The 23,883-nt window shown below is 64.8% G+C and carries 19 protein-coding genes; 14 read left to right on the top strand and 5 right to left on the bottom strand.

All coding sequences use genetic code 11. From position 1 onward, the window contains the following. Positions 1-205 precede the first annotated feature (205 nt). The 10 genes from ccoG (at position 206) to ACODTW_RS07680 (ending at position 10,183) form a co-directional block, all read left to right on the top strand. Positions 206-1,753, top strand: a complete 1,548-nt coding sequence (gene ccoG / locus ACODTW_RS07725; RefSeq protein WP_488945385.1) for a cytochrome c oxidase accessory protein CcoG — start codon at positions 206-208, stop codon at positions 1,751-1,753. After that, complete coding sequence (locus ACODTW_RS07720) at positions 1,754-2,233, top strand: FixH family protein (RefSeq protein ID WP_488945384.1); 480 nt, start codon at positions 1,754-1,756, stop codon at positions 2,231-2,233. Next, a complete protein-coding gene (locus ACODTW_RS07715; protein WP_488945383.1) occupies positions 2,230-4,611 on the top strand; it encodes a heavy metal translocating P-type ATPase in 2,382 nt (793 codons plus the stop codon). Before ACODTW_RS07720 ends, ACODTW_RS07715 begins: the two co-directional genes overlap by 4 nt. Next, positions 4,608-4,799, top strand: coding sequence for a cbb3-type cytochrome oxidase assembly protein CcoS (gene ccoS / locus ACODTW_RS07710; protein ID WP_488945382.1), 192 nt, complete (start codon positions 4,608-4,610; stop codon positions 4,797-4,799). The genes ACODTW_RS07715 and ccoS overlap by 4 nt, the downstream gene beginning before the upstream one ends. Beyond that, positions 4,792-4,989 (top strand): hypothetical protein, encoded by a 198-nt coding sequence (locus ACODTW_RS07705; protein ID WP_488945381.1) that lies wholly within the window; start codon positions 4,792-4,794, stop codon positions 4,987-4,989. The genes ccoS and ACODTW_RS07705 overlap by 8 nt, the downstream gene beginning before the upstream one ends. Before the next feature lie 175 nt (positions 4,990-5,164). Then, positions 5,165-5,812 carry a helix-turn-helix domain-containing protein gene (locus ACODTW_RS07700; protein WP_488945380.1) on the top strand — a complete coding sequence of 216 codons (648 nt, stop codon included), beginning with the start codon at positions 5,165-5,167 and terminating at the stop codon, positions 5,810-5,812. 124 nt (positions 5,813-5,936) lie between these two features. Continuing rightward, positions 5,937-6,758 (top strand): ParB/RepB/Spo0J family partition protein, encoded by an 822-nt coding sequence (locus ACODTW_RS07695; protein ID WP_488945379.1) that lies wholly within the window; start codon positions 5,937-5,939, stop codon positions 6,756-6,758. Positions 6,759-6,823: 65 nt separating this feature from the next. After that, positions 6,824-7,372, top strand: coding sequence for a GAF domain-containing protein (locus ACODTW_RS07690; RefSeq protein WP_488945378.1), 549 nt, complete (start codon positions 6,824-6,826; stop codon positions 7,370-7,372). A 217-nt stretch (positions 7,373-7,589) separates the two neighbouring features. Further along, positions 7,590-9,305, top strand: a complete 1,716-nt coding sequence (locus ACODTW_RS07685; protein WP_488945377.1) for an MFS transporter — start codon at positions 7,590-7,592, stop codon at positions 9,303-9,305. 212 nt (positions 9,306-9,517) lie between these two features. Next, positions 9,518-10,183, top strand: coding sequence for a response regulator (locus ACODTW_RS07680; RefSeq protein WP_488945376.1), 666 nt, complete (start codon positions 9,518-9,520; stop codon positions 10,181-10,183). Between the two features lie 47 nt (positions 10,184-10,230). Here ACODTW_RS07680 and ACODTW_RS07675 read toward each other — a convergent pair whose 3' ends face one another. The 4 genes from ACODTW_RS07675 to ACODTW_RS07660 are packed head-to-tail and all read right to left on the bottom strand — an operon-like array spanning position 10,231 to position 14,971. After that, positions 10,231-11,205 carry an ABC transporter permease gene (locus ACODTW_RS07675; RefSeq protein ID WP_488945375.1) on the bottom strand — a complete coding sequence of 325 codons (975 nt, stop codon included), beginning with the start codon at positions 11,203-11,205 and terminating at the stop codon, positions 10,231-10,233. Positions 11,206-11,209: 4 nt separating this feature from the next. Further along, positions 11,210-12,340 (bottom strand): ABC transporter permease, encoded by a 1,131-nt coding sequence (locus ACODTW_RS07670; protein WP_488945374.1) that lies wholly within the window; start codon positions 12,338-12,340, stop codon positions 11,210-11,212. Continuing rightward, complete coding sequence (locus ACODTW_RS07665) at positions 12,337-13,914, bottom strand: ABC transporter ATP-binding protein (RefSeq protein ID WP_488945373.1); 1,578 nt, start codon at positions 13,912-13,914, stop codon at positions 12,337-12,339. The genes ACODTW_RS07670 and ACODTW_RS07665 overlap by 4 nt, the downstream gene beginning before the upstream one ends. Before the next feature lie 40 nt (positions 13,915-13,954). After that, positions 13,955-14,971: a BMP family lipoprotein gene (locus tag ACODTW_RS07660; RefSeq protein WP_488945372.1), complete on the bottom strand. Its 1,017-nt coding sequence runs from the start codon at positions 14,969-14,971 to the stop codon at positions 13,955-13,957. Between the two features lie 282 nt (positions 14,972-15,253). Between ACODTW_RS07660 and ACODTW_RS07655 the strand changes: the two genes are divergently transcribed. Continuing rightward, complete coding sequence (locus tag ACODTW_RS07655) at positions 15,254-17,326, top strand: PhoX family protein (RefSeq protein WP_488945371.1); 2,073 nt, start codon at positions 15,254-15,256, stop codon at positions 17,324-17,326. Between the two features lie 179 nt (positions 17,327-17,505). Next, positions 17,506-19,110: an alkaline phosphatase D family protein gene (locus ACODTW_RS07650; RefSeq protein ID WP_488945370.1), complete on the top strand. Its 1,605-nt coding sequence runs from the start codon at positions 17,506-17,508 to the stop codon at positions 19,108-19,110. A 38-nt stretch (positions 19,111-19,148) separates the two neighbouring features. On the opposite strand, the gene ACODTW_RS07645 is transcribed toward ACODTW_RS07650, so the two are convergent. Then, a complete protein-coding gene (locus ACODTW_RS07645; RefSeq protein ID WP_488945478.1) occupies positions 19,149-20,276 on the bottom strand; it encodes a cache domain-containing protein in 1,128 nt (375 codons plus the stop codon). A 384-nt stretch (positions 20,277-20,660) separates the two neighbouring features. On the opposite strand from ACODTW_RS07645, the gene ACODTW_RS07640 reads away from it, so the two are divergent. Next, positions 20,661-21,065, top strand: coding sequence for a hypothetical protein (locus ACODTW_RS07640; protein ID WP_488945369.1), 405 nt, complete (start codon positions 20,661-20,663; stop codon positions 21,063-21,065). Between the two features lie 119 nt (positions 21,066-21,184). After that, on the top strand, positions 21,185-23,752 hold the full coding sequence (locus tag ACODTW_RS07635; RefSeq protein WP_488945368.1) for a tetratricopeptide repeat protein: 2,568 nt from the start codon (positions 21,185-21,187) through the stop codon (positions 23,750-23,752). Positions 23,753-23,883 lie beyond the last annotated feature (131 nt).

The following is a 23,883-nucleotide window of genomic DNA, read 5'->3' as shown; positions in this document are numbered from 1 at the left end:
CTTTGCGGTTCGTCTTGATGACACGCAGCCATTGGCCGTCGTCCCTGTCCCCATTGTCCGCACCCCCTGCGACCATTCGCGCTGCGGCGCAACATCCCGGTGCCATTTGATTTATCGCAACGCGCGGGCATAGGGACAGGCATAGGGTACGGTCCGGGTGGCTTGGCCCCCGAACTGTTGGTATTCGTTCCCAAGGGGGGTCCCGATGACCGGGCCGCAGTCGTTGCTGGAAAAGGCCGCCGCCGCCGATGCGGAGCAGGCGGCATTTGCGAAGTCGGAAAAGTCCGGCAAGGGTGGCAAGACGCCGCCGCCGGGCGATAACTCGTCTTCCCTTTACGCTGCGCGCGTCAAGGTTCAGCCCAAGTCTGTGAAGGGTAAGTACCGCACCATCAAATGGGCGGTGCTGATCTTCTGCCTGACCGCCTATTATCTGGCGCCCTGGATTCGCTGGGATCGCGGGCCGGACGCGCCGGGCCAGGCCCTGCTGATCGATATGGGTGCCGCGCGCGCCTATCTGTTCGGCATCGAGATCTGGCCGCAGGAGGTCTATTTCATCACGGGCCTGCTGATGCTGGGCGCCTTCGCTTTGTTCCTGGTCACATCCCTGTTCGGACGCCTGTGGTGCGGTTATGCCTGCCCGCAGACGGTCTGGACCGACCTGTTCATGCTGGTCGAACGCTGGATCGAAGGCGATCGCGGGGCCCGCATGCGCCTGGACAAGGCGCCGATGAGTGTCGAGAAATTCATGAAGCGTGGTGCCAAGCATGTTGTCTGGCTGCTGATCGCGCTGGCCACGGGCGGCGCCTGGGCGCTGTATTTCCAGGATGCGCCGACCTTCGTGGTCGACTTCTTCACGGGCCAGGCCTCCCTGGTCCAGTATTTCTTCGTCGGTCTGTTTACGACCACGACCTATGTCCTGGCCGGCTGGGCGCGCGAGCAGGTCTGCACCTATATGTGCCCGTGGCCGCGTTTCCAGGCGGCCATGCTGGACGACCAGTCCATGGTCGTCACCTATGAGCGCTGGCGCGGCGAAAAGCGTGGGCCGCACAAGGCCGGCACCAGCTGGGAAGGCCGCGGCGACTGCATTGATTGCGGCCAGTGCGTGACGGTCTGCCCCACGGGCATTGATATCCGCGACGGGCTGCAGCTGGAATGCATCGGCTGCGGCCTGTGCATCGACAGCTGCAACGAGATCATGGACAAGGTGGGCCGTCCCCGCAACCTGATCACCTTCGACACCGAGGCCCGCCAGCAGGCCCGTGCCAAGGGCGGCCGCGCCAAGTGGAAGATCGTGCGCCCGCGCACCGTGATCTATGCCGCGCTGCTGGTCATCATTTCCGCGGTCATGCTGACGGCCCTGCTGATGCGCACGACGGTTGAGGTGAATGTGCTGCGTGACCGCGCGCCGCTGTTCGTCACCCTGTCCGATGGCGGCGTGCGCAACGGCTATACGCTGAAGATCCTGAACAAGCGCCGGGAGGAGGTGGACTTCCTTCTGACGCTGAAGGGCCTGCCGGGGGCGCAGCTGCTGGTGCAGGATGTGGGTGCGGCAGAGGGCGGACAGTCCGTCATCCTGCATGCCCGTCCTGACAAGGTTGCCACCTACCGCGTCTTCGTCACGGCCCCGCCTGACAAGAAGCGCGACGAGCGGGTGGAGATCGAGTTTGTGCTGACCAATCCGGTGCGCGGCGAAGGCGACGAGTATGACGCCGTCTTCGTCGGCCCCCACGTCAACGGCCATGGGAGGGACTAAATGACGATGACGGTCGGACAACCGCGCAAAAGCGCCTGGATTCCCTGGGTGTTCGTCGGTGCCATGCTGGTGGTGATCGCCGTGAATGCGATCATGGTGACCTATGCCGTGGACAGCTATTCAGGGCTGGCGGTCGACAAGCCCTATGAGCGGGGTGTGCATTACAACGAGGTGCTGGCCGCGCAGAAGGGGCAGGACGCCCTGGGTTGGCGGGTTTCGCTGACGGCGGAACAGAAGTCGCTGATCCTGCGCCTGCAGGATCGCGATGGACAACCGCTGGACAATGTCGCCATCAATGGCCGGCTGGAACGCCCCATCAGCAACGACGCCCCGCTGCCGCTGGCCTTCATCGGGGCCGGCGACGGACGGTATGTCGCGCAGATTGCCGCCCCCCATCCCGGCCAATGGGATGTGAAGGCGGCGCTGCATCACGGGAGTGACCAGTATCTGCTGGTGCAGCGGGTGTTGGTGCCGAGATGAGCTTCGCCGCCGCCTCCGACATGTCCGGCGAGGCTGGAACGGCCTGTGTCCATTGCGGACAGCCGGTCACAGCCGGCCAGCGCTTCTGCTGCACCGGCTGTGCGGGGGCCTATGCCCTGATCCATGATCTGGGCCTGGATGCCTATTATGCCCGCCGGGATGCTGCGCTGCCGGCCCCCGCCGCGGAGGCGGAGACGCCGCTGGACCTGTCGACGGCGGTCGAGGATCAGGCCGATGGCGGCCATTGCCTGCGTCTGGTGGTCGATGGCGTCACCTGCGGCGCCTGTGTCTGGCTGATCGAAAGCGCGCTGCGCCGCGAACCCGGCGTGACGGCGGCCCGGGTCAACCTGACCACCCGGCGCCTGGTCGTGTCCTGGCAGGGCGAAACGGGCATGGCGGAAAAGCTGGCCGGCATCATCCGCCGCCTGGGTTATCGCCCGGCCGTGGCGGGGACCGTGTCCGCCGACGATCCGCAGAAAAAGTCGGAAAAAGAACTGGTCCGCGCCATGGCTGTGGCCGGGTTCGGCATGATGAACATCATGCTGCTGTCCGTGTCCGTCTGGTCCGGCCATGCAGGCAGCATGGGCGAGGCGACACGCACCATGATGCACTGGCTGTCGGCGCTGATCGCGCTGCCGGTCGTGGCCTATGCCGCACGCCCCTTCTACCGGTCGGCCCTGAACGCCCTGCGCGCCGGCCGCACCAACATGGACGTTCCCATCTCCCTGGGCGTGACGCTGGCGACCAGCGTCAGCCTGTGGGAGACGTACAAGCATGGTGAGCACGCCTATTTCGATGGCGCCGTCATGCTGCTGTTCTTTCTGCTGATCGGGCGGTTCCTGGATGCCCGCGCGCGTGGGCGCGCCCGGTCGGCGGCCGAACATCTGCTGGCCCTGGGCCGGGCCCCCGTCATGGTGCTGAACGCGGCCGGTGCGGCCGAACCCATGGCGCCTGCCGCTGTGCCTGTGGGCGCCACCGTCCTGGTCGCGGCCGGTGAACGCATCGGTATTGACGGCACCGTGGCCGACGGCGTGTCGGATATCGACACCTCCGTGGTGACCGGTGAAAGCCATCCACAGCCGGCCCGGCCCGGCGACAGGGTCTTTGCCGGCATGGTCAACCTGTCGGCCCCGCTGCGTCTGACCGTGACGGCGCGTGGTGAAGGGACCCTGCTGGCCGAGATCGTGCGCCTGATGGAGGCGGCCGAGCAGGGCCGCGCCAGGTTTGTGGCCCTGGCCGACCGTGTGGCCCGCGCCTATACGCCCGTCGTGCACAGCGCTGCCCTGGCCACCTTCCTGGTCTGGGTGCTGTGGGTGGGCATTGCCTGGCAGTCGGCCCTGTTCATTGCGGTCGCCGTCCTGATCATCACCTGCCCCTGCGCCCTGGCGCTGGCCGTGCCGGCCGTGCAGGTGGTGGCGACGGGCCGTCTGATGCGCAGTGGCATCCTGCTGAAATCAGCCACGGCCCTGGAGCGGCTGGCCAAGGTCGATACCATCGTCTTTGACAAGACCGGCACCCTGACCCTGGGCCGCCCCGACCTGCTGCCCGACCCGTCCCGTGATGCCGCCGACCTGGAACTGGCAGCCAGGCTGGCCCGGTCCAGCCGTCATCCGCTGTCGCGCGCCATCGCGCGTGCCGCCGGCACCGGCCCCGTGGCCGACGGTGTGCGGGAAGTGCCGGGCGCCGGCCTGGAATGGCAGGGTCCGGATGGCATGGTCCGTCTGGGCCGCCGTGGCTTTGTCGGGCCCGTGTCTGTGCCCGCCGGCATGGTGGAAGGGCCGGAATTGTGGTTGTCCCGGCCGGGACGGCAGCCGATGCGGTTCATTTTCGCCGATGCGCCGCGCGCCGACGCGGTGGCGGTAACGCAGGAACTGCGCCGCCGCGGTTATCGTCTGGCGCTGCTGTCGGGCGACCGCGAACCGGTCGTCGCCGCCATGGCCCGCCGTCTGGGGATTGAGGACTGGCAGGCCGGCGTGGATCCGGCCGGCAAGGCCGCCGCCCTGACCGATCTGCGGGCCGAGGGACGCCGTGTTCTGATGGTCGGCGACGGGCTGAACGACGCCGCTGCCCTGTCGGCGGCCGATGTCTCCGCCTCGCCCGGGTCGGCCGTGGATGTGGCGCAGACCGCGGCCGACGCCGTGTTCCAGGGTGACCGGCTGGCGCCGCTGGCGGAACTGCTGACGGTGGCGCGCAAGGCCGAACGGCTGGTCGTGCAGAATCTGGTCTTCACGCTGCTTTACAACCTGTGCGCCGTTCCGGTGGCCATGCTGGGCCATGCCACGCCGTTGATCGCGGCCCTGGCCATGTCCAGTTCGTCGCTGGTGGTGCTGGGCAATTCGCTGCGCCTGTCGCGGCGAAACAAGGGGGAAATGCCATGAACAGCCTGCTGTTCCTGATCCCGATCGCATTGGCCCTGGGGCTGGCCGGCCTCGCGGCCTTTCTCTGGTCGGTGCGCAGCGGACAGTACGAGGATCTGGATGGGGCCGGTGCCCGCGTCCTGTTTGATGACGGGCAGCCCTTGCCGCCCGCAAAACCGTCTCAGTCGAAGGAGAGTTTAGATGAATAACGTCATTCTGCGCCTGGTGGGCATCGCCCTGGCTTTCCTGGGTCTGTTCCTGGCTGCAGGGTCCAAGGATGTCGGCATGTTCCTGGGGGGCATGCTGTTCAGCCTGTTTGGTGTTGCCCTGAATTTCTGGCTGATCGCGCAAGCCTATCCGCACCATGGTCAAGGAGATGAAGGACTGGCCGCGCACTGAGCGGCCATGCTTACCGGTTCCCCGGCAGAGATGAAAAGTTTTCGCCGGGGAACCTGAGTAGCTGTTCATTTTTGTATGTCTGTCTGAATTCCGTCTTGCCGAATCTTCTTCTTGCTACCGTTGTTTCAGTGTAAATATTCCCTTAACCAATTCCCAAAGCAACGAACCAGGCGCAATGATCGTTCAAGTGGCCCAGGGTGAAGTTTGCTGGCCGCAGATGCTGCGTGTCTTACGCGGCACGCGTTATTGGACCCGCGCTCAGCTTGCCGCCCAGTTGAAGGTCGCCTCCACGGCTTTGCGCGATTGGGAAGAAGGCGTTTCGACCCCGGATATCGGGGTGCAGAAGCAGGTTCGCGATATTTTGGGCCGTCCGGTCGAAGACGCGCATCTGGCTCTGGTGGTGCGCCAGTCACCCAGTGCGCGTTATCTATTCCGCACCGACCGCGAACCCCAGACGGGCAAGAGCAGCCGCATCCTGGAGCTCAGCGAATCGATCATCAATGAACAGCCATTGGGTCGTGAGGTGTTCCTGTCCCCACGGACGCCGCAGCAGGTCGACCTGACGGCGGGCACCGATGCCATGCTGAACTGCCGGGGCCGCTTCTACGGGGGGGAGATGGTGATGGCGACGGTTCGCACCATCTGGCTGCAATATGTGCAAGGCGGAATGACCGTCCGCCACGCCCTGACGCGCTGGGTCCCCATGCGCCTTCCTGACGGTACGCCGGTCTGTCTTTATGAAAGACGGACGGTGACGCCATCTGCTTACCTGTCCTTGCCGTCCGAGCCGGTCTTCACCTCGCTGGACGAACTGGTGGCATAGGCCGCCGGCGAGGTACCCCGCCGATTCGATTGTGCGGATGTGCGCGTTGACCGCCCGCGGCGATTGAACTAAGCGTCAGAGCCATCCGCAATGACCATCCCCAATGGCCGGGGAAGCCCATCTGATGATGCCCAGCAATTCCCTGAAGCCTGACAGTCGTGGCGCTGTTCCCGCCGTGCCGCGGGTATTGAGCGTGCCTGTGGATGATCTGCGGCCCCGTCCCGATCAGCCGCGCCGTTATTTCGATGTCGATGCCTTGGCAGAACTGGCCGCCAGCATGGCCCGGGTCGGGTTGCTGCACCCGCTGCTGGCACGGGAGACGGACACCGCCGGTATCTATGAGATCGTGTCCGGCGAACGCCGCTGGCGCGCCGCGCGGCGCCTGGGCTGGGCCGAGATGCCGATTCTGCTTACCCAGGGCGATGTCGACGAGATTGCCCTGATCGAGAACCTGCAGCGCCAGGACCTGAATGCGCTGGAGGAGGCGGCTGCCTTGCAGCGGCTGATGGAAAAACACCATTACACGCAGGAAGCCCTGGGCCAGGCGATCGGCCGGACCCAGGGCCAGATCAGTTCAACCCTGCGCCTGCTGACCCTGCATCCAGACATCCTGAAGAACTATCCCGCGTTCGAGCGGCAGGTGTCGCGGTCCATGCTGATCGAACTGGCCACGATCGACGAGGCGGACAAGCAGCTCGCCCTGTGGCAGCGCGCCTGCGAAGGGGCGCTGACCGTGCGTGCCATACGGGCGGAAAAGGCCGGGAGCAGCCCGCCATCGCCGGCCACCGCCGGCCTGTCAACCGACAAGGTGACCGTGGCACTGCGTCAGGTCGACCGCACGGTCACGGCGCTGGAGCAGTTGAAGCTCGGTCCCGCCGGGCTGACCGACGGCCAGCGTGCCCATCTGGCGGCTTTATCGCGGCGCATCAACGCCATGCTTGGCTGACGGCGCGTCTGCAGGGATGATGATTTTCGGGTCCGGGGGGACTTGATGCGGCGACGGACCGGGCCATGTCCAGATTGGGTCCGGTGGCGGAGGAGGGGTGGATGCGGCATGTGCGTTCGGTCCTGGCGGGATTTCGCGGTCTGGCCGAGGATTTGCCGCGGGTTTTCGAGGCCGCATGCCGCGATCTGGTCGAAACGCTGGGTGTCAGCAGCGGCAGCGTCTGGTTCTTCATCGAAGGTGGAAGGGCCATCGAGTGTGCCGCCCTTTACGATGCCCGCGACGCGCGCGTGCTGCGGGGGGCCCGGCTGCGGGAAACGGATTGCCCAGCCTATTTCCATGCCCTGATCCGGGACCGGCGGGTGGTGGCGCCCGATGCCCACAACCATCCCGCGACGTCCGGCATGGACACCTATCTGCGCCAGCGGGATGTGCGATCCCTTCTGGACCATGTCGTCCTGTCGCCGGAAGGGCGCGCCGTTGCCGTGCTGTGCTGTGAACAGGGCGGTGGCATGCGGCAATGGTCGGACGCGGACGAGGCCTATCTTCAACAGCTTGCCATCGCCCTGGGTGTGGCCATTGCGTTGCAGACAGGGACGCGGGGCCAGATTCGCTAACGCGGCCTTTATGCTGCGGCGCACAAATTACATAATGGTTTCAAGCTTCTGGACCTTGGTCGCAACGACCAAGGTCGGGGCTGCGTTAACCTTCATCCTGCCACATCGTTGCATCCTCTAACCGATCCGGGTGCAAGAACAGGCCTGCTTGGCATGGCTTCCAAGAAAAGCCCGGTCGGTTTTCGTCGTTGCTACATGAGCGATTAAGGGAGGGCACATGGCAAACGTGGCAGTGGGCGGTTCGGAACCGGCCCCGATGACCAAAGAGGAGAAGAAGGTCATCTTCGCCTCTTCGCTGGGCACCGTCTTCGAATGGTACGATTTCTATCTTTACGGCTCGCTCGCGTCCGTGATCGCCAAGCAGTTCTTCTCCGGCGTCAATGAGACGGCGGCGATGGTGTTCGCGCTGCTGGCCTTTGCCGCCGGCTTCTTCGTGCGTCCGTTCGGCGCGCTGGTGTTCGGTCGCCTGGGTGACCTGATCGGCCGCAAATACACTTTCCTCGTCACCATTCTGATCATGGGTGCCTCGACCTTCATCGTCGGTATCCTGCCCAACTACGAAACCATCGGCATTACCGCCCCGATCATCCTGATCGGCCTGCGCATGCTGCAGGGTCTGGCGCTGGGTGGTGAATATGGCGGTGCCGCCACCTATGTGGCCGAACATGCCCCGCATGGCCGCCGCGGCAACTACACCTCCTGGATCCAGACGACGGCCACGCTGGGCCTGTTCCTGTCGCTGCTGATCATCCTGGCCTGCCGCACCAACATGTCGCCCGAGGCCTTCGACGCCTGGGGCTGGCGCATTCCCTTCCTGATCTCCATCGTGCTGTTGGGCGTCTCGGTCTGGATCCGTCTGATGCTGAGCGAAAGCCCGGCCTTCAAGAAGATGAAGGACGAGGGCAAGCATTCCAAGGCGCCGCTGACGGATGCGTTCGGCAACTGGAAGAACCTGAAGGTGGTCATCCTGGCCCTGTTCGGTCTGGTCGCCGGTCAGGCCGTGGTCTGGTACACGGGTCAGTTCTATGCCCTGTTCTTCCTGACCTCCACCCTGAAGGTCGATGCCTTTACCGCCAATCTGCTGATCGCCGGTTCGCTGGCGCTGGGCACGCCCTTCTTCGTCGTGTTCGGCACGCTGGCCGACAAGATCGGCCGCAAGCCCATCATCATGGCGGGTCTGGCGCTGGCCATCATCACCTACTTCCCGCTGTTCAAGGGCATCACCCACTTCGCCAATCCCGACCTGGAAGCCGCCGTCGCCACCTCGCCGGTCGTCGTGGTCGCCGACCCCAACGAATGCTCCTTCCAGTTCAACCCGACCAGCACGTCCAAGTTCACCACCTCCTGCGATATCGCCAAGGCGGCGTTGGTGGCCAAGGGCGTGCCCTACAAGAACGAAGCCGCCCCCGCCGGCACCATCGCCCAGATCAAGGTCGGCGAGACGGTCATCGAGAGCTATGACGGCAGCGGCATGGCCACCAAGACCGAAGTTGCCCTGCATGGGCCCTCGCCCTCTGCTGCCCCGGCCGACCCGAAGGCTGCCGGTGCTGCCTTCACCAAGGCTGTCGGTGAGGCCCTGAAGTCCGCCGGCTACCCGGCCAAGGCCGACCCGGCCAAGATCAACCATGTCATGCTGGTTGTCCTGCTGACCATCCTGGTCATCTATGTGACCATGGTGTACGGCCCGATCGCCGCCATGCTGGTGGAATTCTTCCCCACCAAGATCCGCTACACCTCCATGTCGCTGCCCTATCACATCGGCAATGGCTGGTTCGGCGGCTTCCTGCCCACCACCAGCTTCGCCATCGTGGCGGCGACTGGCGACATCTATTCCGGTCTCTGGTACCCGATCATTATCGCGGCCGTGACCCTGGTCCTGGGCCTACTGTTCGTGCCCGAGACCAAGGATGTCGACATCTTCCACCACGACTGATCAATTTTCGGTCAGTTCTGGCGTTATCCCCTCTGAACTCGACTGGCGGGTGGTGAAAACCACCCGCCATATTCGTTTTTGCCAAATGGATGCTTGCGTCGCGGGGCCGATTGCGCATCAATCCTGTCATAAAGTGTGGCGAAGCCACCATGTGCCAGGAAGGTGGTAAATCCACCGTAAACCAGCTAGGTGCAGCCGGGGGGAAAGAGGGAATGGCGATCCGCGTTCTGGTGGCCGACGACCACCCACTTATGCGTGCGGCCCTTTGTCAGTCGGTGACGGGCACGGTGCCCGATCTGACCACGGTTGAGGCGTCCAGCTTCGGTGAGGTCGAGGAGGCATTGCGCCATGATGCCGGCATCGATGCCATTCTGCTGGACCTGCACATGCCGGGCATGAACGGGTTGATCGGTCTGGCCCTGCTGCGCAACGAACATCCGGCCATTCCCGTCATCGTTGTTTCCGCGTCGGAGGATGCGGCCACCATCCACCGTTCCATGGAATATGGCGCGTCGGGTTTCGTGCCCAAATCGGCCCCCATCACCCATATCGGGGAGGCCATCCGCGCCGTGCTGAACGGGGCGGTCTGGCTGCCCACGGGCAGTACCCATGCGCCGTCGGCCCCGGTCGCCGATGCCGACATGGCCGCCCGCGTGGCGGGTCTGACCCCACAGCAGCTGCGCGTGCTGGCCGGCATTGCCGAGGGCAAGCTGAACAAGCAGATCGCGTACGAGATGGGCGTGGTGGAAACCACGGTGAAGGCCCATGTCACGGTGATCCTGCGCCGCCTGGGCGTGGTCAGCCGCACGCAGGCCGCCATTGTGGCGTCCAAACTGGCCCTGGCACCGCTGGCGGAGACGCAGGCGGAAGCGTCGTAAGGCAGCCTTGCCCCGCCGGCGGACCGGCGGGGGTGGGGCCCCGCTTCCTACCGATCCTTCACATAGGGACGGCCGCTGGCCTTGGGCGGGATGGCCTTGCCCACGAAGCCGGCCAGCAGCAGCACCGTCAACAGATAGGGCAGCGCCTCGATCAGCTGTACCGGCACCTCGCCGATGCCGGGCAGGGCGACGCCCTGCAACCGCGTCTGCAAGGCGTCGGCAAAGGCGAACAGCAGGCAGGCCAGCAGGGTGGGCACCGGCTTCCATTTGCCCAGGATCAGCGCAGCCAAGGCCAGATAGCCCTTGCCGGCCGTCATGTTGGTCTGGAACCCCGCACCTTGCGCGGTGGACAGATAGGAACCGGCGATGCCGCACAACAGGCCGGCGATCAACACAGCCTGATAGCGCAGGCGGGTGACGGAGATGCCGGCCGTGTCGACTGCGGCCGGGTTCTCTCCCACCGCGCGCAGGCGCAGACCGAAGCGGGTGCGGTAGGCCACCCAGAAGGTGACGGGCACGCAGGCAAAGGCGAGGTAGACCAGGAGGGAATGGCCGCTGATCAGCTCGTAATAAAGCGGGCCCAGCAGCGGCACGCCGCGCAGGGTTTCGGCCAGCGGCAGGGTCAGTTCATTGAAGCGGGCGGCGGCGGGCAGGTTGGGCGTGCGCCCGCCCATTTCAAACCAGGCATTGCCCAGCACGGAAGTCAGGCCCAGCGCCACGATGTTCAGCGCCACGCCGGACACGACCTGGTTGCCCTTGTGCGTGATACAGGCAAAGCCATGCAGCAGGGCCATGATCAGGGAGGACAGGATGGCAGCCCCCAGACCCAGCCAGGCAGAGCCGGTCATGGCGGCGGCTGTGGCCGAGGCAAAGGCCGCCATCAGCATCTTGCCCTCCAGCCCGATATCGACAACGCCCGCGCGTTCCGAATAGAAGCCGGCCAATGCTGCCAGCAGCAGGGGGGTGGCCAGACGCACGGTGCTGTCCAGCAGCGACAGAAGCGCCATAAAGCTGTCGATCATGGTCTCAGGCCCCCGCCGGCTTGGCCACCGCGTCTGCGGGGCGGCGTGTAAACAGGCGCACCAGCGCCGGGCGGAACATATGTTCCAGGGCCCCGGCGAACAGGATCACCACACCCTGGATCACCACCACCAGCTCCCGGCTGATGGTCGGATAGTCGAAGATCAGCTCCGTCCCGCCCTGATACAGCGCCCCGAACAGGATGGCGGCGGGCAGGATGCCGGCCGGATGGTTACGGCCCATCAGGGCCACGGCAATGCCGGTGAAGCCCAGGCCTGCCGGGAAGTTCAGCAGGATGCGGTGCTGCACGCCATGCAGCTCGTTCACGCCCAGCAATCCTGCCAGCGCACCCGACAGGGCCATGGTGATGACGATGACCTTGCGCGCGTCGATCCCGGCATAGCGGGCCGCATTCTCATTCGCGCCTACGGCACGCAGCGCATAGCCCCAGCGCGTGTGCCAGATGAAGGCCCAGACGACGACGCAGGCGGCCAGCGCCAGGAAGGCGGAGAAGTTCAGCGGCGATGCCAGCATGGGAATGCCGATCCCGGCCAGCATGTCGCTCATCATCGGCAGGAAGGTGCCCTTGGCAAAGGGCGCGCTTTCCGGCGACATCTGGCCCGGCCTGATCAGCACATTGACCATCAGATAGACCATCAGCGACGAGGCCAGGAAATTGAACATGATGGTCGTGATGACGATGTGGCTACCGCGATAGGCCTGCAGCCAGCCGGGGATGGCGGCCCACAGGGCGCCAAAGGCTGCCCCGCCCAGTACGGACAAAGGCAACAGCGCCCACCAGGGCCAGCCCGGCAGCGCCAGACAGACCAGACCCACACCCAGGCCCCCCAGATAGGCCTGCCCCTCCCCACCGATATTGAACAGCCCGCCATGAAAGGCGACGGCCACAGCCAGGGCCGTGAACACCAGCGAGGTGGCGTAATAAAGCGTGTAGCCAAGCCCGTCGCCCGTCAGCAGCGCCCCATAGAGCATGCTGGAAATGGCGCCGATCGGGTCCTCCCCGATGACCAGGATGACCAGGGCAGAGACCAGCAGCGCCAGCACGACATTGACCAGCGGCAGCACCAGCCCCGTCACCCACCAGGGAAGATTGTCGGAACCCGCACCCGCACTCATGCCGTCACCCCTTCGTCACCGGTCACGCCATCGGCGATGCCGGCCATCATCACCCCGATCCGGCCTTCCGTGGCCTCGTCGGCCGAAAGCTCGCCCACGATCCGCCCGCCGCACATCACCAGGATGCGGTCCGACAGAGCCAGGATCTCGTCCAGCTCGGCCGAGACCAGCAGGATGGCCTTGCCCCGGTCGCGCAAGCTGACCAGCTGGCGATGGATGAAGGCGATGGCGCCGATATCCACCCCGCGCGTCGGCTGACCCACCAACAGGATGTCCGGCTCCCGGTCCATCTCGCGCGCCATGACCAGCTTCTGCTGATTGCCGCCGGAGAAGAGCGAACTGCGCAGGTTCGGATCGCGCGGGCGCACATCGAACCGTTCCATCAGCTCGGCCGTGCGTTCGACGACGCGCTTCCAGTTCAGCCGGCCGGCCCGGCCCGCCAGGACCTTATCCTGGTGATAGCCCAGGATGGCGCTTTCATAGGCCGGGAATTCCTTGATGACGGCCAGTTTCAGCCGGTCTTCCGGCACATGGGCCAGACCGCGCCGGCGGGCGTCGGCCGCGTCATAGCCGGCGGTGGGGCCGATTTCCGCCCCCTTGATGGTCAGCGTACCGGCGGAGAAGCCGGACATGCCGGACAGCACTTCCAGCAATTCCGACTGGCCATTGCCGGCCACGCCGGCGATGCCCACGATCTCTCCCGCCCGCACGGTCAGGCTGGCATCGTCCAGCAGCTTGATCCCGCGCCCGTCCACGACATCGACATGCGATGCGGCCAGCAGAACGGGCCCAGGTTTGGCCGGGCCCCGCTCCACCTCCAGTGAGGTCTTGCGGCCCACCATGGCGTCGGCCAGCGCCTGCTGGCTGGTCTCGGCCGTGGTGAATTCGGCGACGACCGCGCCGCGGCGCAGCACCGACACGCGGTCGGTGATGGCCAGGATTTCCTTCAGCTTGTGCGTGATCAGCACCACGGTGCGGCCCTGGCGGCGCAGCCGGTCCAGGATCTGGAACAGCTGCTCCACCTCCGGCGGCGACAACACGGCCGTCGGCTCGTCCAGGATCAGCACTTCGGCCCCGCGATAAAGCGCCTTCAGGATTTCCACGCGCTGCTGCACGCCCACGGGCAGGTCGGCGACCAGGGCGTCCAGCGGCACTTCCAGGCCGAACTGTTCCTCCAGCGCCTTCACCTCCGCCCGCGCCCGCTCCATCGCCGGGCCCAGGACGGGGCCGCCCTCATTGCCCAGCAGCAGGTTTTCCAGCACCGTGAAGGTCTCCACCAGCATGAAATGCTGATGGACCATGCCGATGCCCAGACGGATCGCGTCCTGGGAATTGCGGATATCGACCTGCTGGCCGCGGACCAGGATCTCCCCTTCATCGGCCTGGTAGAAGCCGTAAAGGATGCTCATCAAGGTCGATTTGCCGGCCCCGTTCTCGCCCACCAGCCCATGGATGCTGGACGGCGCAAAGCGCAAGGTGACCTGGCGATTGGCATGGACGGGGCCGAATCGCTTGTCGATGCCGACAAGTTCGACCGCCCAGGCGGGGGAATGGGTTTGGTGGGCGGCCGACATGGTTGCTGCCTGCGTCAGTACGGTCAAATTCGGGAAGGGATCAGTACTTGCAGCCCTTGACGTCGTCATAATTGGCGACGGTGCGGGTCCCGGAATTGATTTCGTCCGTCGCCTTGTCGACGGCCGCCTTCATCTCCGGCGTAATCAAAGCCTTGTTGTTCTCATCATAGGCCCAGCCGACACCCTGTTCCTTCAGGCCCAGGCGCTGATGACCGGCCGTCCAGGTGCCGTCCTTGGTGGTCTTGAACGCTTCATAGGCGGCCACGTCCACGCGCTTGACCATGCTGGTCAGCACGCTGCCGGGGAACAGGTGGTTCTGGTTGCTGTCCACACCGATGGACAGCTTGCCGGCGTCCGATGCCGCCTGCAGTACACCCAGGCCCGTCTGGCCGGCGGCAGCGAAAATCACGTCGGCGCCACGGTCGAACTGGCTTTTCGCCAGTTCGCTGCCACGCGTGGGGTCAGCCCAGGCGGCGGGCGTGCTGCCGGCCATGTTGACGACGATATGGGCATTGGGGCGCACCGACTTCACGCCCTGTTCGTAGCCGCAGGCGAAACGGCGGATCAGGGGGATATCCATGCCACCGATGAAGCCGACGGTGCCCGTCTTGGACGCCAAAGCCGCCAGGACGCCGACCAGGAACGACCCCTCATGCTCGGCAAACTCCACCGACTGCACATTGGGCAGGTCCACGACGCCGTCGATCAGGGTGAAATGGACGTTGGGATATTCCTTGGCCACCTTTTCCACGGCAGGCGCCATGGAAAAGCCGACCGACACGATGATTTCCGCATTGCGCTGGGCCAGCCGGCGCAGGAACTGTTCGCGCTGCGCCTCGTTGGTGATTTCGAACCAGCGGAAATTATAGCCGGTGTCGGCCTTGAACCGTTCGGCCCCGGCATTCGCCGCCTCGTTAAAGGACTTGTCGAAGCGCCCGCCCATGTCGAAGACGATGGCCGGCGCGAAGCCCGTGGTGGTGGAGGCGGGAGCGGCCGATGCGGTCGCAGCAAAACTCAAGGCAAGGACCGCCAGGGCGGCACGACGGGCAAACTTCATCGGCTCCATATCCGAACGGGCAGGGGATCGGCACGGCAAAGACCCGTATCCGGAACAGCAGCCCCCGCAATCATTCCAGCCCGACAAGCTATCCAGTTCGCACGCGCCCGGCAAGGTGACAAAAGCCGCCGCGCCCTCCCCCGTGGCGCTTCGTGGCCGGTCTGTGGCAGATCGACGCCGCGCACATGCCGGGGCGGACTGTCAAATAACTGTAGCATCGGCGGCTTATAAGCAGGCAATGGTCGGTTTCCGGCCGCCTGTATGTTTGGAGACTGCCCCGTCATGACCCGTCCGATCCCCGCCAACTATGCTGAATTTGATGCCTTGCAGGATGTGCCCGCCTCCCCCGATGGCGAGCCGACCTTTGGCGAGGTGGTGCAGCAGCGCCTGGGCCGGCGCGAGATTCTGCGCGGCATGCTGGGCACCAGCGCCATCGCCGCCTTCACGCCCGCCATCCCGGCCCTGGTGATGACCGGCGAGGCCAAGGCGCAGGCAGCACCCGCGGCAAGCAAGGCGGCGGCGGGCGGTCAGGCCGGATTCGGCTTCAATTTCGAGGAACTGGCCCGTGGTGTGGATGGCAACCACCATGTCGCCCCCGGCTATAATGCCGATGTGCTGATCCGCTGGGGTGACCCGCTGTTTGCCGACAGCCCGGAATTTGACCCGCAGAAGCAGACGGCCGACAGCCAGCTGAAGCAGTTCGGCTATAATTGCGACTATACGGCCTTCTACCCGCTGCCGCTGGGGTCGAATAATGCCGATAACGGCCTGCTGTGGGTGAACCATGAATATACCCAGGCCGAGCTGATGTTCCCCGGTCTGGTCCCGGAAGGCCAGGACCGCTACGCGCCCGAGGCCGTGACCAAGGAGATGGTCGAGGTCGAAATGGCCGCCCATTCCGGCACGGTGGTGGAGGTGAAGCGCGGCAAGGACGGCAAATGGTCTTATGTGAAGGGCAGCAAATATAACCGCCGCGTCAATGCCCTGAACACGAAGATGGCCCTGGTCGGCCCCGCCGCCGGCCACGCGCGGCTGAAGACCAAGGATGACCCGGAAGGCCGCACCGTCATCGGCATGGTCAATAACTGCGCCGGGGGCCAGACGCCCTGGGGCACGGTCCTGTCGGGCGAGGAGAATATCGACGGTTACTTCACCGGCAAGATGGACCAGTCCCATCCCGAACAGCGCAATTACGACCGCATGACAGTTCCTTCCACGGTCTATCAGTGGGGCCGCCATTACGAGCGGTTCGACATCAACAAGGAACCCAATGCCGCCAACCGTTATGGCTGGATCGTGGAGATCGATCCCTATGATCCGACCAGCACGCCGCGCAAGCTGACGGCGCTGGGCCGGTTCAAGCATGAAGGGGCCGGCGTCACCGTGAACAAGGATGGCCGCGTCGCCGTCTATATGGGCGACGACCAGCGGTTTGAGCATCTCTATCGCTTCGTTTCCAAGGGCAAGTACAACCCGGCCGACCGCAAGGCCAACATGAAGCTGCTGGAAGAAGGCACGCTGTCCGTCGCCCGCTTCGATGCCGATGGCACGGTCACCTGGCTGCCGCTGGTGCATGGGCAGGGGCCGCTGACCGCTGCCAACGGCTTCAAGGATCAGGGTGATGTGCTGATCTGCGCGCGCATTGCGTCCACGCTGCTGGGGGCCACCCGCATGGACAGGCCGGAGGATGTGGAGGTCAATCCCAAGACCGGTCTGGTCTATGTCATGCTGACCAACAATGACGACCGGCTGCCTAATGACGTCAAGCATCCCGAGCAGTCACGCGTGAATGCCGCCAACCCACGCCCGGCCAACAGCTGGGGCCATATCGTGGAAATGACGCCGCCGGGCGGCGACCATGGCGCCGACAAGTACAAGTGGGAAATCCTGATCAAGGCCGGCAATCCGGCTGATCCGAAGACGGGCGCCAGCTTCAATCCGGCCACCACGGAAAATGGCTGGTTCTCCTGCCCCGACAATTGCGCCTTCGATAGCATGGGACGGCTGTGGGTGGGCACCGACCAGGGCAACAAGTGGCAATGGACCAGCGGGGCTGCCGACGGCATCTGGGCTGTGGAGACGCAGGGACCGATGCGCGGCACGGCACGCCTGTTCTTCCGCGTGCCGCTGGGGGCGGAAATGACCGGTCCCAGCTTCACCCCCGACGATCAGGCCCTGTTCCTGTCGGTGCAGCATCCGGGGTCGGATGCGGTCGACAAGGCCACGAAGTCAGGCAACAAGCAGGGCACCTTCGCCGATCCCGGCACACGCTGGCCCGATTTCAAGGACAATATGCCCCCGCGGCCTTCGGTGGTGGTTGTGACCAAGAAGGGCGGCGGCATCATCGGCGCCTGATGCCGGCGACGGGGCGGCCGCGCTGCGACGCAACAGACGCTTGCAAAGCCGCCCCCGCCAATGTCACAAGCAAGGGTAACGGAACTGGCCAGTCCGGTTCCGCATATCCATTCTTGTCCCATCCGCCTGACGGTACCATTCCGGTGCCGCCCGCAGGGTGTTAGCAACGGGTATTGCTGATGAAGTCTGTGCTGCCGGCCCCCTTCGCGTTCAATCGACGCGCCTTGTTGCGGGGGGCGGGCGCCCTGGCTGTTTCGGCCCTGGGCATCCCCCTGGCGGCACCCCGGCTGGCGTTGGGCCGGCCGACCTTCACCGACTATCCGTTCCAGCTGGGCGTGGCCTCGGGCGATCCGTGGCCCGACGGTTTCGTCATCTGGACGCGGCTGGCGCCCCGGCCGCTGGAACCCGGCTATGGCATGCCCACGGACATCATTCCCGTCGATTGGGAAGTGGGCAAGGACAAGAGCTTCAAGGAAGTGGCCGCCAAGGGGACGGCCATGGCCTATCCGGAACTGGCCCATTCCGTCCATGTGGAAGTGGCGGGGCTGGAGCCCGGCCGCCCCTACTGGTATCGCTTCCGTTGCGGTGACCACCGGTCGCAGCAGGGCCGCGCCGTCACGGCGCCGGCTGCCGGCACGCCCACGCAGAAGCTGCGCTTCGCCGTGGCCGGCTGCCAGAATTACGATCAGGGCCTCTACACCGCCTTCGACTTCCTGTCGCAGGAGGAGGTCGATTTCGTCTACCATTATGGCGACTACATCTATGAAGGCCTGAGCCGGCCCTTCTTCTACAGCCGGCATATTGAGGATGTGGTGCCGTCGCCGCGCCGCATCGACCAGCCGGACCCCTTCTCCGTCGATGATTACCGGCTGCGCTATGCCAAGTACAAGCTGGACACCGACCTGCAGAAGGCCCATGCCGCCGCCCCCTGGATCGCCGCCTGGGACGATCATGAGGTGGTGGACAATTGGGTCAGCGATTTCGACTGGGACAATACCCCGCCGGAGATTTTCCGCCTGCGCCGCGCGGCGGCGGCCCAGGCCTATTACGAACATCTGCCCTTCCGCAAATCGTCCCTGCCGCAGGCCGGCAACATGCAGCTTTTCCGGAAGCTGGGTTTTGGCGACCTGATCGACCTGCATGTGCTGGACACGCGCCAGTACCGCAGTGACCAGCCCTGCCGCGACGGGTTCCGCCCCGCCTGTGACGAGGTGAACGACCCCAAGCTGACCGTGCTGGGCGAGAAGCAGGAAGCCTGGCTGTTCGACAATCTGGTGAACGGCAAGGCCAAATGGAACCTGCTGGCCCAGCAGGTGATGTTCATGCCCTGTGACCGTGAACCGGGCCCGGCCAATATCCGCAACCTGGACAGCTGGGACCCCTACCGCGTGGCGCGCCGCCGCGTGCTGTCGCATCTGCATGACAACAAGATCCGCAACGCCGTCATCCTGACCGGGGATGAGCATCAGCATATTGTCGGCGATGTGCATCTGGACGACCAGAATCCCGACAGCCCCACCGTGACCTCGGAATTCGTCGTTACCTCCATCTCCTCGGGTGGTGATGGCGGGGAGGCACGGCCCAATGCCAAGGGCATGCTGGACGAGAACCCGCACATCAAGCTGATCAACGACCAGCGCGGCTATGGCATCTGCGAGGTGACGCCCAAGCGGTTGCAGATGGAGCTGCGCGTCCTGGATCAGGTGTCGCGGCCGGGCGGCAAACTGTCCACCCGCGTCAAATACGCGATCGATCCGGCCAAGCCCGGTATCCAGAAGGCGTAAAGGCAGGCCCGCCCCGGTTGCGCGGGGCGGGCCTGTCGTCAATGCCGGCTGCTGCCCACACCGTGGCTGGCGTTCCAGGCGGCTTCCACGTCCGGCGTGCGCTGCAGGATCAGGCCATACCAGCCCAGCCCCTTGTAGGTTTCATAACCGGGGGTAAGCGCGAAGGCCACCACCGTGCCGTCATCGGCCTGATAGAAGCCCATGTCCTTGCCATCCGTCCTGATCGGATAACGGCCCATCAGCAGATAACGTTCGTCATTGGCCGCGAGGATGCGGAAATTGCTGTCGACGATCAGGCACTTGGTCCGACCCTCCAACTGCTCCTCCTCCGTCAGGCGGATCGACTTCACCACCGTACCGGCCTGGGGTGCCCAGTCGAAGAAGATGCCCAGAACGCCAAGCGGCTTGCCATTTTCCGCCCCGCCGGCGCGGATGGCAGTGGAATAGATGGCAACCGGCCGGTCGTTCAACAGCGGGTGCGGGGCGACGTCGGCGACGGCGAATTCAGTGCCGTCGCGTGTCGCCATGGCATCCTTGAACCAGCTTTCATCGGCCACGGACTTGCCGCGGACATGATAACGGTCGGGCCGGCCGTTGGCGACGATCCGCCCGGTGGCATCGGCCACCCAGATATCGAGATAGACCGTATAGGATTTCAAAATGACGCCGGAGCGATAGGCGGCGTGGTCGGCCGTATCGGCCGATGGGCGCGTCAGCGCATCGACCATGGCGCTGTCGGTGGCCCACCACCTTACATCGCAGGATCGTTCATACAGGTTGCGATCGATAATATCGATCATGTTGAGCGCAAGATTAGCCAGACGCTGCCCCCGGATGGTGCCGACCAGATCCTGACCCAGCCGATGCAGGCGGTTGGCGCTGCCTACGATTTCGTCCCGCATCAGGCTGGCGGCCTGGTCGATCTCCGACGAGATGTTCTGCACCTCCGCCGCGACAACGCCGAAGCCCGCGCCGTGGACACCGGCCCGCGCCGCCTCGATCTTCGCATTGAGGGCTAATATCTTGGTTCGTCGGGTTATATCGCCGATGGCACTGGTCCGCATCGCGGAGACCTCCGCGACCTCCCGCGCCAGATCGATGATGGTTTCAGGTGAAGCTTCGGTTGCGCCCCCGGTTCGGGCATGAGCGGAATTGTCCGCCAGCATGTCTTTTGGCATGTGAACCATTATGATGCATAAGATTGCGAATATTTGGGCGTGACTGCGGTGTCGCTTGATGCGGCTTTGCACCACAGTGCGGCTTTGCACCGTCTTACTGACTATATAAAGTATCAATTGACTAAAAATTATCCAGAGAAAATATTGATCAAATTATGGGCATGCGACCTCTTGCCATCGTCTTGCGAACCCCTGCAATACCGCGTCATCGGCGTTTGCTGCACAATGAATAGCCATGTTCGCCTATTTGCTGTTCAATAAGGCCTCTGTGATTGGCAAAACCCTCTTTCCTTGGGCCCCATCCTGCGCTACCCCGTTCGCGGGAGGCGGTTTGGGGTTGCCCGCCCTTCGGATATTTGAGGGAGACCGGATATGGCCACCATTTTCGTCGCGCGCAGTGCCGCCCTGAGCCAATGGGGCTCCGATGTCGGGCTGGGCAAGAATCTGTTCAAGGTGGGCGTGTGCGAAGGCGACCCGGCCGAACTGGTGGCCGCGGGCTGGGCGGGGGAGAAGGACTGGACCCTGGTGAAGAAGCAGGCGGACATCGACCTGTCGGAGGAGGAGGCCATCGAACGGCTGGCCAAACGGCAGAAGCGTGTCGACCCGACCTATTACCCCCGCATCAAGGGTGAAGCGGGTCTGTTCAAGGTGGTGGATGGTGACGTGCAGCGCCACATCATCCTGGCCCGCGCCATGGCAGGGGAAAATGAGCGTGCCGCCATCCGGCTGAAGGCCGCCGACTATGGAGCCTATCTGATCAGTAATGCCCTGCGCTGAGGCCGGGCATTTGATTTGATTAACCTTGTGGGCAAACGGTACAAGGGTGGATGAAGGCGGTACGTGGCGGTGCCGGAATATCGGAGGGGAATGTCTTGGCCCAGATGTCGGATGTTGAGATGAAGCTGGTCGCGGAACTGAACGCGATCAAGGAAAAGCATCTGGCCGGGCAAGTCGCGGGAGCTGAGCAAGGGTATCGGCGCCTGCTGGACCGCGCGCCGAATTTCGTCGCAGTCCTGCATCCCTATGGTATCGCGCTTCAACAGCTGGGCCGTCATGCAGAGGCGGTGCAGGCCATCGGTCGCTGGCTTTCGGTGATGCCCGGCGATGCCGACGCCCGGATCAACATGGCCAATTCCCTGAGCGCGCTGGGCCGTATCCCGGAAGCGGTGGAGGCCTGCCGCAAGGCCGCGGAGGCCCGGCCGGGGTCGCCCTTCGCCGCCGCCGCCCTGGCCCAGGCCGACGCCTTGCTGGCGCAGTCGGGCCATGCCGATCAGGCCGCAACACCTCCGCCCCCGCCGGTCAGCCTGGAGGTGAAGTTCGCCCAGGCGAACGAGGCCGCCGCCCAGGGCCGGACCCAGGACGCGATCGCAATCTATGAAGAGATGCTGACGATCAATCCCAATGTGCCAGAGGTTCTGGTCAATCTGGGCAACCAGCTTTACGCCGCCAAGCGGCCGGCCGAATCCATCGGCCATTATGAAAAGGCGCTGAAGCTGCGTCCGGGCATGCGCGAAGCGCTGCTGAACATGGGCAATGCCGTTCACGAACTGGGCGACAACAAACGGGCCCTGCGCTGCTTTGAGCAGGCGCTGGCGGCCGATCCGACCTATCGCGACGCGCTGAACAACCTGGCCAATATCCACCTGACCGTCGGCAACAGCGACAAGGCCCTGCACTATACCCGCCGTCTGCTGAAACTCTATCCTGACCATATGCAGGCACATGGCACGGCCGCCGGCGTCCTGCTGGCGCGGGGCGATCTGAAGGAAGGCTGGGAGCATTATGAATGGCGCTGGCTGAAGCCTGATCTGCCCGTGCCGCTGCGCGATTTCGGATGCCCGGAATGGACCGGTGGCGATATCTCCGACAAGACCATCCTGCTGTCGCACGAGCAGGGGCTGGGCGACAGCATCCAGTTCATCCGATTCGTGCCGGAGGTGGTGAAGCGCGCCAGGCACGTCATCCTGGAAGTGCCGGCCAATCTTCATGCCCTTTATGCCCATATCCCGGACGTGACGCTGGCGACCCATAATGGATTGCTGCCCCCCTTCGACGTCCATCTTCCGCTGATGAGCCTGCCCCATGTGCTGGGCGTCACGCTGGAGAACCTGCCGACCCCCATTCCCTACCTGCAGGCCGACCCCGCGCGGGTGGAATCCTGGCGTGACCGCCTGCCACAAGGGGGATTCCGCATCGGCATCGTCTGGCAGGGCAAGGCGGGTACCTCGGTGGACAAGGGCCGGTCCTATGCGTTGCAGCATCTGGCCCCCGTGGCGCGCATTCCCGGCGTGACGTTGATCAGCCTGCAGAAGGGCTATGGGCTGGACCAGCTGGACAACCTGCCCGACGGCATGAAGGTGGTGACGCTGGGCCCCGACTTTGACGAGGGCGAGGGGGCTTTCCTCGATACTGCTGCCGTCATGGCGCATATGGATCTGATCATCTCCTCCGACACGTCCGTTGCCCATCTGGCGGGCGCGCTGGGTCGGCATGTCTGGGTGCCGCTGAAGCTGTCGCCGGACTGGCGCTGGATGCTGGAACGCGAGGATTGCCCTTGGTATCCGACCATGCGGCTGTTCCGCCAGCGCGAGGTGGGGGACTGGCCGAAGGTGTTCGATCGGATTGCGGGCGAGGTGACGGCCCTGAAGGGGGGCGACCGGTCACGGCTGCTGCCGCCGCCGGCACCGCCCCTTCCACCCGCAACCCCCTATCCGGCGGTGTCGCGTCCGCCGCTTCCCGCCGTGCGCCCGCCCGCCAATGTCACGGCTCGCAGCGTGTCCGTTGTTGTCGAGGAAGGGGTGCTGGAAGCGCCGACACGGTATGGGCGCATGCGCTATCCGGCCGGTGATTCCCCCGTTGGCCGCTGCCTGGACTGGTATGGGGAATGGGCCGAGGCGGAGGTGCAGCTCTGTGCCCGCCTGCTTCGCGACGGTGATGTCGTCGTCGAGGTCGGGGCCGGCGTCGGTGCGCAGACCATGGCCCTGGCGCAGGCCGTGGGGCCGGACGGCCATGTCCATGCCGTCGAACCGGAGGCGGCCGCCAGGCAGCTTCTGGCCTGGAATGTCGATGCCAACAACCTGTCCCAGGTCAGTATCGTCCCCGCCGCCCGTGAAGCCGCATCGGCGGCGGTGAATATCGACAGTCTGGATCTGGACCGGCTGCGTCTGCTGAAGCTGGATCAGCAGGAAGGGGCCGCGGAAATCCTGGCGGGCGCCAAAGCCACCATCGATCGCTGCCGCCCCATCCTGTACCTGAATGGTGACGTTTCGGGGCAGGTGGACAGCCTGGTCACGGTGCTGCGCGGCCTTGACTACCAGCTTTGGTGGCATCGTCCAGTGTTGTTTAATCCGAACAATTTCCGCAGCAACGCAATCAACCTGATCCCCGGCGGTCAGTCGTGCAGACTGCTGTGCATCCCGTCCGAGCGGGACGCCATCGTGGTTGGTCTGGAAGCGGTTAAGTAATCGAAGGTATTTTGCAACCTATCCCTTTGTATAGTTTCTGCTAGCAATCGCTAGGCCGGCGGCACTGGAACTATGCGGTAACCGCATACTTTGAACGCATGCGTATGATGTTACGTTTGGGTCAAGTGGAC

This window comes from Niveispirillum sp. FG148 (genome assembly GCF_057809655.1).
This window is presented reverse-complemented; position numbering and strand designations above follow the sequence as displayed.